At 64.8% G+C, this 13,478-nt stretch carries 9 protein-coding genes and 1 pseudogene; 2 read left to right on the plus strand and 8 right to left on the minus strand.

The genetic code is table 11. The features are described 5' to 3' along the window. Positions 1 to 376 precede the first annotated feature (376 nt). From LTI14_RS07990 to LTI14_RS08005, 4 genes and pseudogenes are all read right to left on the minus strand, one after another. Positions 377 to 1,144, minus strand: coding sequence for a cyclase family protein (locus tag LTI14_RS07990; protein WP_241476207.1), 768 nt, complete (start codon positions 1,142 to 1,144; stop codon positions 377 to 379). 51 nt (positions 1,145 to 1,195) lie between these two features. After that, positions 1,196 to 2,833: a thiamine pyrophosphate-binding protein gene (locus LTI14_RS07995; protein WP_241470341.1), complete on the minus strand. Its 1,638-nt coding sequence runs from the start codon at positions 2,831 to 2,833 to the stop codon at positions 1,196 to 1,198. Positions 2,834 to 3,308: 475 nt separating this feature from the next. After that, positions 3,309 to 3,593 (minus strand): annotated as a pseudogene (locus LTI14_RS08000) (hypothetical protein); the annotation flags it as partial. 9 nt (positions 3,594 to 3,602) lie between these two features. Continuing rightward, positions 3,603 to 4,418 carry a CDP-alcohol phosphatidyltransferase family protein gene (locus tag LTI14_RS08005; RefSeq protein ID WP_241476208.1) on the minus strand — a complete coding sequence of 272 codons (816 nt, stop codon included), beginning with the start codon at positions 4,416 to 4,418 and terminating at the stop codon, positions 3,603 to 3,605. Positions 4,419 to 4,630: 212 nt separating this feature from the next. Between LTI14_RS08005 and LTI14_RS08010 the strand changes: the two genes are divergently transcribed. Both LTI14_RS08010 and LTI14_RS08015 read left to right on the plus strand, forming a co-directional pair. Further along, complete coding sequence (locus LTI14_RS08010; protein ID WP_241476209.1) at positions 4,631 to 4,993, plus strand: hypothetical protein; 363 nt, start codon at positions 4,631 to 4,633, stop codon at positions 4,991 to 4,993. A gap of 296 nt (positions 4,994 to 5,289) precedes the next feature. Then, positions 5,290 to 6,306 carry an Acg family FMN-binding oxidoreductase gene (locus tag LTI14_RS08015; RefSeq protein ID WP_241464592.1) on the plus strand — a complete coding sequence of 339 codons (1,017 nt, stop codon included), beginning with the start codon at positions 5,290 to 5,292 and terminating at the stop codon, positions 6,304 to 6,306. 137 nt (positions 6,307 to 6,443) lie between these two features. On the opposite strand, the gene LTI14_RS08020 is transcribed toward LTI14_RS08015, so the two are convergent. From LTI14_RS08020 to LTI14_RS08035, 4 genes are all read right to left on the minus strand, one after another. Continuing rightward, positions 6,444 to 8,033 (minus strand): serine hydrolase domain-containing protein, encoded by a 1,590-nt coding sequence (locus LTI14_RS08020; protein WP_241476210.1) that lies wholly within the window; start codon positions 8,031 to 8,033, stop codon positions 6,444 to 6,446. A gap of 91 nt (positions 8,034 to 8,124) precedes the next feature. Further along, positions 8,125 to 8,892 (minus strand): ABC transporter ATP-binding protein, encoded by a 768-nt coding sequence (locus tag LTI14_RS08025; RefSeq protein ID WP_241476211.1) that lies wholly within the window; start codon positions 8,890 to 8,892, stop codon positions 8,125 to 8,127. A 9-nt stretch (positions 8,893 to 8,901) separates the two neighbouring features. Then, entirely contained in the window at positions 8,902 to 11,250 is a 2,349-nt protein-coding gene (locus LTI14_RS08030; RefSeq protein WP_241476212.1) for an ABC transporter permease, read from the minus strand. Positions 11,251 to 11,469: 219 nt separating this feature from the next. Beyond that, positions 11,470 to 12,546, minus strand: a complete 1,077-nt coding sequence (locus tag LTI14_RS08035) for an alpha/beta fold hydrolase (RefSeq protein WP_241476213.1) — start codon at positions 12,544 to 12,546, stop codon at positions 11,470 to 11,472. Positions 12,547 to 13,478: the final 932 nt, after the last annotated feature.

Raw genomic sequence — 13,478 nt, forward strand, 5'->3', positions numbered from 1 at the left:
GGTAGACCGCGGCACCGAGGCCCTCCAACGTGCAGATGATCTCCGCAGCGGGATGCCCATAGGTGTTCTCCTGAACTTCAGAATTCAGAATCTTGGGACTGCCACCATGGGGAAGGACGGGTGGACGGCGGCAGCCTGGCGCGTGCAGTAGGAACCGTCCGACTTGCGCGGAATGCTTGATACCAGCTCGGTGCACCAAGCCCGGTGTGCCTCGTCGAACGGGGCGTCCCTGTTGCCCTTGAAGTGAGCCTCATTGACTTCGGGAGCACTGTCGGTGGCGCGGCGAGATCCTCGCCTGGACGGTCCTTTGTAGACGTCGTCTGGCCACACCTGCGCATTCGGCTAGTCGCGCCGACCTTGAACCACTAGACGGTGATCAGATGAGCGCGTAGACCCGTGACGGGCTCGCTGTGCCGTCCACGATGGGCAAAGGAGCTACCACCAGCATCGCTCCTACGGTTGGAAGTTTGTCCAAGTTCTGCAGCGAGGTGATTCCATACTTGTCATTGCCCAGCAAGTGATAGTGGACAGGAAATGGCGGGTCCAGTTCCGCACCGCGACCGGCATCGATTCCGACCGTTTCTACTCCGATGCCGGAGAGCGAAGTCTCCTCTGCGATCCAAAGGGCCGCCTCTGCCGAGATCCCAGGAGTGTGTGAGCCGGTGTCGTCGGCGTTGAGGAACGACTCCTGATCTTGAGAGAATCGGTCCCACCCGGTGCGCAGGAGCAGCCAACCGTTATGTGGCAACGGTCCATTCTCGGTCTCCCAGACACGAATATCGTTGATCTGGAGCAGGAAGTCCGGGTCATCTTCGACCTGCGCCCTGACATCCAGCACCGCGGCAGGGCCGATCAACCGTTCAGGCGGGATAGAGGATACATCGTGACCTCCTCGTCCTGACACCCAGTGAACCGGGGCATCGATATGGGTGCCGACATGCTCACCAGTGTGAATGTTGTGGTGTTTCCAGAACGGCCCCTGTGCGTCGTACTCAGCGACCTTGTCCAAGCGGAAGTCGATCAGGTTGACGAAGGGTTCAGGCAGCTTCAAGGTAGGAGTTGAGGCGGACAGCGGATTTGTGAGATCGACGATGCTGACGGATTTGTCGAACAAACCGGCGATCAGAGCATTGACTGCAGTCACTTGGCTATACCTTATTCTCGAGAGTTGATCTGCGGTGAGTGTATCGGAGCTTCAGTGCCCCTTGAAAGCTTCTGCCAGCCACCATGAACCTCCATCGTCTGCGATTTTCGCGTCGATTACCACCGGACAATTGGGGTCAGACGAAACCCATTCACGCAGGGGTTCGAGGTCTTCTGTGGAGCGTACGGTGATACCTGTGGCGCCGAATCCTCGCGCAATGGCAGCAATGTCTGTGTCTGGAAAAGTCACCGTTGTCAGGTCCTGGTCTTCTCCGAAGTGGTGTACCTCAGCTGAGTAGGCAGCATCGTTGTAGACCACCACCACCAGTGGCAGTTGAAGGCGCACGGCAGTTTCCAATTCCTGGACGGCCATAAGGAACCCACCGTCACCTGTTCCCAGAACTGGCATCCGGTGAGGTTGCGCCAGTGCTGAACCAATAGCGGTGTATAAGCCCAGCCCGATCGATTGGAAAGCCTGCGTGAAGCAGAAACCGAACTCGTCGGGGACGTCGAAATATTGGCTTGGGTAACCCATGAAGTTGCCGGAGTCGATGCTGACGATGCGCTCAGCAGGAAGAATCCGATTGATCTCCTTGGAGAGCTCGCGCGGATCGACACTCTGTCCTGGAGTGCCCAAGACCTCGGTCGGCGTCTGATCCCAACGCGAGAGAGTCGCAATGCGTTGTCGCACTTCAGTGGTGCGGTAGCGGGTCCTCTCCCGACCATCGAACGCTCCCAACAGTGCCTGGGCGACGCCGGCAGCACTCCCAAGGACCGGTATGTCGACAGGACGCTGTGCACCGAGTGCGGAGTCTTCCACGTCAATCTGAGCAACCACGGTGTCACGACCGATGAGCTTCCCATGGCGCATCGTCCACATGTTGAGCGCGCAGCCGAACGCTACTATCAGGTCGGCATCACTGATCAACTCTGCGGTCAAGGGCGAGGAGAAGCCGCCAGAGATGCCGAGGTCGAAGTCGTCCCCATGGAACAGCCCTTTCGCCACGGCACTGGTGGCCAGCAGGGCTCCAGTCGCCCGGGCCAGCGCTGCGATGTCCCTCTTCGCGCCGCGTCCGCCGCGCCCTGCCACGAATACCGGCCGCTCGCTGTGAGATATCGCCTCGATGAGTTTCTCGAGGTCCCCCTCGGAAGGCGCGGTCTCGGGTCGTGGCTCAACGGTGAGGTGGGGAATCTCTCCGATCGCCTCGGATGCCTGGACATCCAGGGGCAGGTTCAAGACCACCGTGCGACGGTCCCTCACGGCTGTCCGATAGGCCCGCAGGGTGTCGGTGAGAGCGGATTCTGCTGAATGGACCCGGTCGGGTTCTGCGAGCAGAGCGCGGGCGAAGTCCCTCTGGTCCATTGCGAAATTGGAATGGACCTGGGCAGCGGCGGTCTCAGCTGCCAGCACGATCATGGGAGTGCGTGACTTGGCGGCCTCACTGATTCCGGTGCCGGCATTGGTCAGGCCGCACCCCTGATGGAGGCTCAAGACGCTGACCTGTCCGCTCATTCGTGAATAAGCATCCGCCATCGTCGCCGCACCGCCCTCATGCCTCGAAGCGGTGAACGGAACCCCCGCGTCACGCAAAGCGTTGGTGACGACGAAATTGCCACTGCCAACTACACCGAAGGCATGGCCGACACCGAGGCGCGCCAGGTAGGCGCCGACCTGTTCTGCGACGGTCATCATCTGCTCTCCTAAAACGTTGGAATCACCGGTGTACCTTAGCTGGCTACCGGTGCACAAGACGCCTTCCGAGCACTATCTGTGGCAGGTTGGGTATTGCGTCGAAGGCTTGTCAGGTCACGTCACGGTGTCGAGGATTCTCTTATCGGGGGTTCCGGCCCGCCGAATCACGTCCTGGACCACTGGCCAGTGGGTGCTCTGGTCCAAATCGGGCCTCAACCACGCTGGGCCGCCCAAGAAACTCTGGACGGCTCCTTCGCCCAGACGGAGTTCTTCGGCTCGACGAAGTGACGTTATCGGAGCCAGTGCCACCTGGGGGCATCCGCAATGTGGTGGTTCATCAGCTCACTCAGTGCATGCTCTACTGCGTCATGCGTCTGATCTGGCTGCCCCGGTACGCGCGGGTCCTCCGCTGAGATCACCTTCCAGCCGTCGGCGGCCAGAGCGTGTGCCATGTGACTGGCGTGCTGACGGTCTACATGTGCCTTCCAGAACCCTCCGTGCAGCAGGACGGCCGATCCCAGCTCAGGTCAGGGTGTAGCAACGGCCTGAATCGTTCAGTATCCAGCAGCGATCTGGTGATGCGTCGGGCGAGATTCCGGATCCGCAGAGCCCGTGCCCGCAGGTACTCGAGCCTGCCGTTGATGACTGTGGGCCGGTTGGAAGTCCCCGGCCTCTCGAAGTAGGCCAGGATGTCAGCAGCCCGACGATGGAACGCCCGGCCTACGTCTACCAGTTCATGCAAGTGCCGCGGTACGCCCCCGATTGATCAGAGTTCTGCAGCACAGTGCGTGCAGTGCCGAACAGCCACATCGCCACCCACAGCTGAGGAGCTGTCCGCCGCACTGGCTGAGTCCGCCGCGCCCCCGATCTGATTTCGTCGATTCAGCGTCAGGCGCAGGCTCAGGGCTACGTAGTAGAGCATGTAGCCGCCGGACAAGGCGATCAGCCACAGGCTCGGTGAGGGGTACTGCACAAGAATCAGCGCGTACAGGCCCAGCCACAGCATGGTGAGCGTCATGGTCAACCACCACGCGGTCTCGGTTCGGGAGGGGTAGACGTATTTGATCGGAACGAAGACGAGCACTGTCAGGACAAGCAGCGCGGTGGTGGTCGCGGCAGTGCTGGCGCCGAGCACGATGAGGTAGAACGCCGCAATGTTCCAGTAGCTGGGGAACCCGACGAAGAAGTGGTCGTCGGTCTTCGCGTCGCTGCGGCAGAACTGATAGCAGGACGCGAGCAGAGGCACGGAGGCCACAACGCCGCCGAGCCAGCCGCCCGGCAGATAGCCTGCGCTCCACAGAAGCACCATCGGTGCAAAGGCGTAGGTGATGTAGTCGATGATGTTGTCCAGCAGCGCACCGTCGAAGCCCGGCACCACCTCCTTGACGCGGAATCGGCGTGCCAGAAAACCGTCAGAGCCGTCGATGATCATTGCGGCGAGGAAGAGCCACAGCACGACCTCGACTTCACCGGCATAGGACATGTGCACCATCAGCAGCGCAAGGACCACACCCAGCGCGGTATAGGCATGGACCGACATCGCCCTCAGGCGTTGCCACGAACCGGATTGAGGTGCAGACATGGCCTCACCCTAGTCTGCTCAATCTGCCGGCGGCCACATCGGTCTGGCGCATCATCACAGCGGTAAACGGTGGTCTGTTCGCATCGCTGGATGTCGCCCCCGCTGGACGAAAGACGGTCTCGACGGATCCCTGTCCTATACGGTCTCCGGTCCGTAGCAATCGCCATTGCATGGGGTCCATGACGGTTTGGTCCCCGACGGAGACTTGCGGGGTGCGCTACACACCCCAGATGGCGGTGAAGCTCATACTGCTCACGAGACAGGTTCGTGGACCGTCGTGGAAAGGGAACGCAATGCCCAGCGACGCCGTCATGCCGTTCGCCCACCACCGCACTCGACCCGCCGAAGCGTTCTTGCGCCACGGCTCCCGTGACCAGCATCCAGCCCGCCAGCAGTGCAACCTCGAATCCCACGATTGCAACCGTCACGGCAGCCAAACAAGGGGATTCCAGGTGTGCCACCTGCGGGTACTCCTCGGCGAGGCCCGCGGCGATGCGTGGAACCACGATGACTTGCGCGATGAGGGCTCCCAGAGCCAACGCTCCCTGAGTGATTCAGATGCCGAGAAATTCTGACCTGGTCATGCCTAGACGCTCCTCATACTCCTCCTAGTTCTGCGCACTAGCAGTGGCAGGGTTCTCTGGTTCATCCGCTGGAGAACCTTTGCGAGAACCCTTGCCTCTCATTGCAGCAAGGCCGCTGCACTGCTGGACCAGGCTGGTACAGGCCCGGTGACCGCGGCGGTTGCCCATCGCGCGGTGTCAACAAGCTCGTGGCTGAGACCAGCTTGTCCGCCCTTGCGACGCTCCCACCGGTCTAGGCAGGATGGAACCGCAGGCTCGGTCACGTTTACGGCGAAGGGTGGGCCGCGATGTTCAAGTCCGTTACCTATGATCGCGTCGCGGCCATGTCGCGGCAACCTGGTCGCGTTGGAAACCGTGACAATCTGGAGCTGGTCCGCCTGGCCACGCTCGCCGCCTCCAGCCATAACACTCAACCATGGCGTTTCCGCGTCGGTGAGCAATTCATCTCGATCCAACCCGACCGCACCCGCCGATGCCCAGTGGTGGATCCAGCAGACGCACACCTGTACCGAAGCCTGGGCTGTGCCGCAGAAAACCTGGTACATGCCGCTTCGCTCCAGGGCTATGCCGCGACGGTGAACTACGACGACGTAGCCGACGCGGTGGTGGTTTCGATAGATGCGGCGCCTGGTGTACCGGCGACGGAGCTGTCGAGGGCGTTGGTCACCCGCCAATGCAACAGGGGGATGTATGACGGGACTCCGGTCATTCCCGAGCATATCGCCCTCCTTATGGGAGCCGGCACCGGTCGAGAGGTGCGTTGCCTGATTCTCACCGAGACAGCCGAGATCTCCGCCGTGTCTGAACTGGTCGAGCGGGGAAACCTTGCGCAACTGACTGACGGGGCCTTCCGCGAAGAGCTGCTCAGCTGGCTCAGGTTCAACCCAGCGGCGGCCCTGAGGCAACGTGATGGTCTGACGGGCCGGGTGAACCGGCAACCACCGCTGCCCACGGCGATCGGCAAGACCATGGCTCCTGTGCTGATCAACGCGGCCGCGCAAGCCAAGGCTGACAGCGCCCGGCTGGCGTCCTCCGCAGGGGTGGCGATATTCCTCGCCTCCACCGACACCAAGGAGGCATGGGTCGAGACCGGTCGCGCTTACGAGCGGTTCGCCCTGCAGGCCGAGCTCCTCGACATCCGCTCGGCGTTCCTGAACCAGCCAATCGAGGTGCCTGCGCTGCGCGACGAACTCAGGGCCCTCCTTCACATCACTGAGGAGCCACAGCTCCTGGTCCGGTTCGGACACGGTTCCAGGGCGCCGTACAGCCTTCGCCGTCCACCTCGGGAGGTGATCGTCGACTGACACGCTGGACGCCGGGACGTGCTCATCTCGCCGACCTGCCTGGCGCGCGGGGTCGTTCTCGTGCTCGTAGCGGAGTCTTGTCGGCTCTTCGCCCCACGTCTGGAACTCGCCGCCAGGAGCGTGATCGCACGCCATCGTCATGAGCGAGGTCCTTGGCGGGCAGGCAGTCGATCCCGTGAAGCCGGTCCGGCCGCTGCGTGCGCGTCATCACGGCGTCGGAGGAGTGGGAGGAGCCGCAGCACGGCCGTGAGGAAGAGGATGACCGCCAGGGCAGCAACCACGAGAGCGAGGTCGGGGGCCCAGGTCCACGCGCTGGCCCAGCCGAGGGTCATCAGTAGGAGCACCAGGGCCGCAGCCGTCACCGTCCTGGTCGCGACCCCGACTCCCCGCCATACCCGGCGTCGTTCACGGCTGGAGGTGCCCACGGCCCGGGAGGCTCGCAGCAGCCCCCACAGGGCGAGACCGAGGGGAATGAGCACCGCGAGGTCGAACAACAGGTAGAAGCGCTGAAAGGACGGCAGCTCCAGGACAGGCTGGCCCAGGGCGGCGTGGGCGACGTTGCGCGTCACACGGTCGGAGATGAACGGGTTCCCGGGCACGGGGCTCTCGTTGGAGGCGTTGACCACGGTCGCGACCGCGACGTCCTCGGCCGGTGAGAAGAGCAGCAGAGTCGAAGTGTCCGGGGTGTTCCCGGGGTGGAAGACCACGTCGTCTCCCCACGGGCCGCCACGGAACCAACCCATCGCGTACTGCGAGGCCTGCCCGTCGGCCCACGGGCCGAGGTGGGCGTCCATGGCCGGCGCGAGCATGGTCTCCAGTGCCTCGGCGGACACGATCCGGGTGCCGTCCGCAGCGAGCCCACCGGCGAGGTACATCGCAAGGTACCGGCCGAGGTCCTCGGCCGACGAGATGAGATAACCGGCCGCCAGGGTCGCCTGCCGCTGGGTGGGGTCGGTCGCCACCGGCAGTCCGAACCAGAATCGGTGCCCGCTGCTCAACCCGTCGGCCGCCGCCGGCGCGGAGGCGACGTGGCTGTGAGTCATCTCCAGCGGGTCGAAGATTCGCAGTTGGACGTAGTCCCCATAGGTCAGACCGGAAACCCGCTCGACCACAAGCCCGGCAAGCACAAAGTTGACGTTGGCGTACGCCCACCGCTCCCCCGGCGATGACACCAGCACCGCCCCGGACACTTCGGCGACCGCCTCCTCCGGCGTCCCGTCCGCGGCAGACGCCAGCAACGGCCCACCCGTCAGGTCGTCCAGACCGCTGGTCTGCTGCAGCAAGTGACGCACCGTGATCTCGTCGACGGGCTCCCCCGGCGCCAGCTCGAACTCTGGCACATACTCACGAACCGGCGCGTCGAGCTCGACCTCACCAGAGTCGACCAGCTGCAGAACCGCCAACGCGGTGAACGACTTGCTCGCCGACCCGATCACGAACGGGGTGGCCCCAGTCGCCGCACGACCCGCACCGGCATCGCCCACACCCCGAGCCTGCACCCGTCCACCAGAGACAACCGCCACAGCACCTCCGGGGATGCCGACCTCCTCCAGCTGTTCGCCCAGGACGTCCTCGGCGCGCTCGATCGAGCGCGCAGCCTCATCCACAGTGTCACGCACCCCTCCCTGCGACACGGCGACAGATGTCGGCGCTGGCACCATCAACAGCAGCGCGGCGGCGACCGGGGTCAGCACCCTCAGCCAGAACCGAGACACTCGGACGGTCATGACCTCCCCACCCCGGCGAACAGTGCCCCAGGTCTGGCCGCGACCCTCACAGCTCTTCCCGCGGACTCCCTGTCGGTTGTCGAGATCTGTCTCATCGGGCGCGGACCGGTTCGCCGGCCATCAGCCATTGGCTCAGGTCGGTCTGCCGCTTGTCGAGGTGGGTGCCGTCGTACCGCCCCTGCCGTCGGTCACCGATGATCCGGCCGTCGACCATGGACAGGACGCGCTCGGTGCGGGCGGCGACCCGGGGGTCGTGGGTCACGATCATGAGGGTCATGCCGTCGTCGTTGAGCTCGGTGAGGATGTCCATGATCTCGGTGGCGGCCGCGGAGTCGAGCGCGCCGGTGGGTTCGTCGCCGAACAGGATGGTGGGGGAGTTGATCAGGGCGCGGCAGATGCCGATGCGCTGCAGCTGTCCGCCGGAGGCCTGCGAGACGTCGCGGTCGGCCAGGTCCGCGACACCGGTCCGGTGCATGAGCGCCAGTGCGCGGTCGTTGAGCTCGGTGCGTGGTGCAAGTCCGGCAAGGTAGGCCGGCAGGATGATGTTGTCGAGCAGGCACAGATTCTTCAGCAGGTGGACGTGCTGGAAGATGAACCCCATGCTGGTCAACCGCAGGCGGGCCAGCTCCTTCTGCTTCATCGAGGCCAGGTCCTGACCGGAGAAGGTGACGGTGCCGGCGCTCATGGTGTCCATGCCACTGATGGTGTAGAGCAGGGTGGACTTGCCCGACCCCGAGGGTCCCATCACGGACAGGTACTCGCCGGCGCGGACCTGCAGGTCCACGCTGTGCAGCACGGTCCGTCCGGAGAAGGACCTGGTCAGTCCGGTCGCCTGCAGGAGGGGGGTGTCGGTGTTCATCGCGGTCGCCTATTCGGTGGTGAGGGTGGAGATGCTGGCCTCGGAGATGGAGCGGGAGCTGGCGCTGGTGGTGAGGGCCACGGTCGCGAGCAGGGCGGCGGGCAGGGCCAGGTAGGTGAGGAGGGGGTTGACCATGAAGTCGATGCGGCTGGTGCCCTGTCCGAGCGACTCGATGCCGCCGTAGACGAACTCGAACATGAGGTTGAACATCCTCTGGCCCAGGGTGTTGGCCGCCACGGTCCCGACGACGACGCCGATCAGGAGCACCAGCAGCATCCGGGTGAGGTACTGCCGCCGCAGACCGGCGTCGTCGGCACCGACCGCGCGCTGCACGGCGATCTGGCCGGCGTCGCGGGCCAGGAGCATCCGCACGAACAGGGCGGTCATCAGAGCGGCCAGGGCCAGCGCCACGGCGGCGGAGACGAGCGCAGTGATGGTGATCTGCTCGGCGATCGGGCCCAGGGTCTGGATCCGCCATTGCTCGATGTCCGCGACCGTGGCCGGGGCGAACTCGTCGGCGAAGGCGGCGGCCTTGTCACCGGCATCGGCGCCTGGCACCAGCTCGACACCGGCCATGTACCACATGACCTCGCCCTCACCGGTGGGCAGCACGGACTTCGACGTCGTCCCCCCGTTGGTGATGTCCTGGTAGCTCCCGACGACCGCCAGCTCCCGTTCCTGGGTTCCTACCTGGACCGGGAGGGTGTCACCGACCTGGCGCCCGGTCTGGTTCATCGCGAGCAGTGACAGCGCGATCTCGGTGCCGTCGACCGGTGCCCGACCCTCGGCATACGTCAGCGGGAGCAGGGTGTGGTTCCCGTTCTCCACGTAGAGGCTCGCTGTGTTCCCGTCCTTGTCGATGGTGTCGTTGCGGGTGGTGACCATCGGGGCGACGGCGCTCACCTCGGGGTCGGACTCCAGCCGCTCGACGATCCGTGCGAACTGCTCCGCCGAGGCGGGGTCCGCCTGCCGCAGCTCAATGCGCATGTCGACCTGGCCGGTACCCATGTAGTTGACGAAACCGGGGGCACTGGCCGTCGCGGCCGAACTGATAGGCACGATGATGATGAAGGTGCTCACGGCGAAGACGAGGAAGAGCAGCAGGTAGGTCGGCGCGCGGCTCACGACGTCCATCACACCGAGGCGGAGCTGCACCGGCATCCTCGAGCGGTGCAGCCGCATACTCGACCTGGACCGCCCGCCGGCGGACCCCGCGCTGAGCGCGGCCACGGCGCTGATCTTGTCGAAGCGGCGCAGCAGCAGGACCACGAACAGCACGAGCAGGGTCAGCACCGCCAGTGCGGCCAATACGGGGACCACCCAGTTCCAGACGCTGGGGACCGAGCCCATGTAGCGGGTGATGTTGCGGGTGAGCACAGGCGTCAGCACCAACCCGACGGGCAGGCCCAGCACCGTGGCGACCCCCGCCAGGAGGGCGTACTTGGTCAGGTAGATCCGTTTGATCCCGCGCCCGGGGGCACCGATGGCCTTCAGGACCCCGATCTCGCGGTAGTCCTGTTCGGCCGCGGTCAGGAACGAGAACCGCAGGCACAGCATCCCCACGACCAGAAGCAGCGCAGCCACGAGGATGATGACAGCAGCCACCATCCCGTCACCGACCATGGTGAACATGCGGAACGCTGCGGCGTCCACCATCTGACCCGCCGCCGGCATCCCCGAGTCCTGGTAGGCCTTCTGGAAGGTCGCACTCTGGCTCTCGGGGTCGTGCAGCCAGAATTCGATGAGCTGCTCCACCTGCCCGGTGTGCGCACGCACCTCCTCCAGGTCTGACGGTGACACCGCCAGCCGCTTGGAGCTGGTCACCGCAGGGTTCATGATCGAGTCGCGGGCGAAGCCGGCGATCACCAGCTCGGTGGCGAAGCCGTCCGAACCGGTGATCCGCACGGGGTCTCCCACATCCAGCCCCGCCTCCACCTGGTAGATGACCGGCAGCACGATAGTGCCCGGCTCCACCTCGAGGATCGGCTCGTTGTCCAGGTCGAGCAGCAGGTCCCGCTCCTGGTTCGGCACCACCAGCGAGTTCTGCTGGATGTTGTCGGTCTGGGCCACCCCGTCGAAGAACAGGTCCGACCCACCGATGCCCAGCAGCAGCATGGTCTGGTGGTCGGCCACCTCTTCCCGGCCGACCACCCAGGCGTCAAGCTGCTCCTGGTCGTGGAGGCCCGCATGTAGCTGCGCCACGTGGGGAGCATCGGCCTGGGTCATCAGACTGTCCGACGCTCCGACCAGCCGGACCAGGGTCCCGGCGCTCGCGGTCGCCAGCACCACTGCGAGCATCATCAGCAGAACGAGGATCAGGGTGACCCCGCGGTTGCGACGGTAATCTCGGAGGACCATGCGGGCGTACACGACGCCTCACTCTCTAGCGGCTTGTGAAACTAGTCAAGCACTCGGTTGGTCGGCCGCGCAAGACTCTTTCCCCGTGACCGATCGCAGCGGTGATGACCGGTAGCTGGACCGGCATCGGCCCCGCGACCTTCTGGCTCGTCACCATGGACCCGGCCGTCGGCAACTCCCCACAGGGGCATGGCCCCATCTCGGCCGAGAGTAATCTCTTCAGGCACCGTTGCCATCTGCGAGGGCCGTTGTGCCGGTGAGTACGTCGTGCTCGACGACGCGATGGGCTTTGCGGGGCTCCTCCAGAAGAGGGCTGTGTGCCGAGTCGTCGAAGACGTAGAAGCCCTTGACAGGGGCTTGCAGCTGCTCGAAGTAGTCCCTCGCCAGAGAGGTGGCACAGGTGTAGTCGTATTTGCCTTCGAGGAAGTACACCGGGATCTGCAGTGCTGGGACGGTGCTGCGTAAGTCGGTCCTGATGAACTGGTCCCACAGTCCGAAGCCCCGCGAGAACCCTCGGCCGCGCCACAGGTTCAGTTTCTCCTTCGGTGTGTAGCCGCGGAAGCGCCAAGAGGCCAGAAAGATGCCGGAGATGACCGACCTCATGTCGTGAGTGGTGCCGATCCCGAGGCTGTGCATGGCGGTGTCGCGGACCTTCAGGTAAGGGGTCGGCGTTCCTTCGGTCAAGGTGACCGGGCTCGCCTCAAGCGCGCGCACCATGCCCGTATCTCCACGTCGACGGTACTCGGTCAGCATGTAGTCGTAGGCGATCTTCTCGGACTCAAGCTGGTGGACCATCTGCGCCATGCCGAGGTAGGCCGCATACCGCTCTGGTGATCGTGCGGCGGCTTGCAGGGCGATGTGACTGCCCCAAGAGTGTCCGAGCAGGTAGATCCGGTCCTGTTCGAACCGGCCGCGCAAGTAGTCGGTCACCGCGATCGTGTCGTCGATGAACTGCTCGATGGTCATGGACTCGGGCGGGATGCGGGGGTCGTATGAGAGGGCTGCGCCGCGCTGGTCCCACCACACGATGGTGAACAAGTCCTCCAGGCCCGTCGGGTACTGCTGAGTGAGGGGGTAGTCGGGCATGCCTGGCCCGCCGTGCACCCAGAGCAGCACCGGATTGGTGGCGTCCTGGCCGCGGATGACCATGCCCTGGTGCACACCGTTGATGGGCACGGCACGCTTCTCGGAGATGCTGCCGGGGACCGTGCGGCCGTCGGCGTCTAGGAACGCCTCGGTAGTTCCTGGGCTCCACCACGCCAAGAGCCCCGTGACGGCCAGTGTCGGAACCAGCATCACGACCACTGTCCTTCTGAGTCCTCGTCGGACGTCCCACATCCAGTCCCCTGCGACGGGGGATCGTTCAGGGCTGCGCGGTCGAACCGTGAAGGCACGCGGGAGCCGCTTCATGGCGTCCCACGACCATCTGGCCTGTTCTGACCTGGATCGTGCCTGATCGCAGACGAGGTTGCGAACCGGGCCGGCGAGGAGCAGACGGGCACGCGAACGTCGGTCGCGTGAGAGGAGGCACTGAGTCCTGCCGTCCGGGAAGGGATCCCCTCATGCCCGATACCGGTGGTGCTCGTGTCACGGCTCCTGATAGTGCGAGAGCTGTAGCGGCATATGACGACGCAGTACATCGAGGCTCCGCCTCGTGGAGGCTCCAGACGGTCCGCTGCTCCCAAGTTCGGCGCCGCCACTCTGTACCGGACTTGCACGGCATTGATTCCCAGGGTGCTTCCAACCGCTCGACGACGACACGGAGCAGACGGTGTGACGGCGATGATCTGCGTCACCCCCGTTGCCTCTCGACAACTCTGGAACCGGGGACCAAGTGGAGCAACACGGGCGCAGGACCTGAACGGAGGCGCTCCCCATAGACCGCAGCGACCATGAGTGAACCGCCGACAGCGACCTGTCGCACGCGTTGCGGGTGAGCGGGAACTGCGAACACGGGACCTCCAGAGGGCGCCATGGGTTTGCAGCGGCGGGTCCCCTGCAGCCGATCTCAGCATGCGCCTCGTCCCGGTCCGCACGACAGGGCCTTTGGTCACTTCTGGTCGGGCCTTCGCCACTAGTGGTCGTCTGTGCGCCGTCGTACGGTGGTCGTGTCAGTCGAAGTCGCCCAGGATGCGGGGCGCGAAGATGGAGGATTGCCATGACTGATATGTGGGTCACTGAGGGGCCGAAACGGCAGCGCAAGCCCCACGTCGCCTCAGTCGTAGGCG

The organism is Nesterenkonia sp. YGD6 (assembly GCF_022565895.1).
In the GTDB taxonomy this organism is placed as follows: domain Bacteria; phylum Actinomycetota; class Actinomycetes; order Actinomycetales; family Micrococcaceae; genus Nesterenkonia.

What these genes read in the sequence shown, in the direction of transcription:
- LTI14_RS07995 (WP_241470341.1), bottom strand. Translation starts at nt 2,833, where the DNA reads ATGACCGTCGCAGAACAGGTCGGCGCCTACCTGGCGCGCCTCGGTGTC.
- LTI14_RS08005 (WP_241476208.1), bottom strand. Translation starts at nt 4,418, where the DNA reads ATGTCTGCACCTCAATCCGGTTCGTGGCAACGCCTGAGGGCGATGTCG.
- LTI14_RS08015 (WP_241464592.1), top strand. Translation starts at nt 5,290, where the DNA reads ATGTTCAAGTCCGTTACCTATGATCGCGTCGCGGCCATGTCGCGGCAA.
- LTI14_RS08020 (WP_241476210.1), bottom strand. Translation starts at nt 8,033, where the DNA reads ATGACCGTCCGAGTGTCTCGGTTCTGGCTGAGGGTGCTGACCCCGGTC.
- LTI14_RS08025 (WP_241476211.1), bottom strand. Translation starts at nt 8,892, where the DNA reads ATGAACACCGACACCCCCCTCCTGCAGGCGACCGGACTGACCAGGTCC.
- LTI14_RS08030 (WP_241476212.1), bottom strand. Translation starts at nt 11,250, where the DNA reads ATGGTCCTCCGAGATTACCGTCGCAACCGCGGGGTCACCCTGATCCTC.
- LTI14_RS08035 (WP_241476213.1), bottom strand. Translation starts at nt 12,546, where the DNA reads ATGCTGGTTCCGACACTGGCCGTCACGGGGCTCTTGGCGTGGTGGAGC.